This window comes from Stieleria mannarensis (genome assembly GCF_014154935.1).
Taxonomy (GTDB): domain Bacteria; phylum Planctomycetota; class Planctomycetia; order Pirellulales; family Pirellulaceae; genus Stieleria; species Stieleria mannarensis.
Map to the genome: position 1 here is coordinate 1 of NZ_JACEHH010000185.1, position 790 is coordinate 790.

General features: G+C 59.4%; 1 protein-coding gene. It reads right to left on the bottom strand.

What is annotated here, in order from left to right:
• The coding region (locus H1B37_RS32995; protein ID WP_182871518.1) for a tyrosine-type recombinase/integrase at window positions 1-790 on the bottom strand (790 nt) is incomplete at both ends.

Sequence of the window (790 nt, forward strand, 5' to 3'; positions counted from 1 at the left end):
CCGGTCCTTGGCTCCCGGATGCGTCTTGTCGTGGACTTCGCGGAGGCGTTTGATCGAGACGTGCGTGTAGATTTGCGTCGTGTTGAGCTGCTCGTGACCCAAGAGCGTTTGGATCGAGCGCAGGTCCGCGCCGCCTTCGAGCATCAACGTGGCCGTTGTGTGGCGGAGCATGTGACAGCTGCCGGGCTTGGTGATGCCCGCTGCGGTCAAGTAGCTCCTGACGAGCTGACTGAGCGTGACCGGATGGAACGGGTTGCCGCGGGACGTCAGGAAGATTACTTGCGTGTCTTCTTCGATCAGTGAATGTCGACCGTCGTGAAGGTATTTCGTCAGCCACTGGAGGGCACGTTTGCCGGTGGGGACAACACGGTCCTTGCGGCCTTTGCCTTGGCGGATCATCGCGAGACCGGATTCGTGGTTGATGTCGTCAAGCTTCAGTGCGATCAACTCGGCGCGGCGCATGCCTGTGGCATAGAACAGTTCCAGCAGCGCACGGTCGCGGAGACCCGTCGGTGTTGTGAGGTCGACCGAGCTCAACAGTGTTTCGATTTCATCGATGGTCAGGTGTGATGATGGAAGGCGCTGTTCCTCTTTGGGTCGTTCGAGGTCCGTTGATGGATCGCTGTCGAGCCAACCGTGTTCGGTCAGCCAGGCGAGCCAGTGCGCGACGGTTGAGAGATATGAAGCCTGCGTGCAGAACTTGAGCGGTTTGTCGGTTCGCTCGTTGCGGTAGTGGTACAGGTAACGACGATAGGCGGTCAGTAGCTCCGATGTGATTTCGGTGACGGCA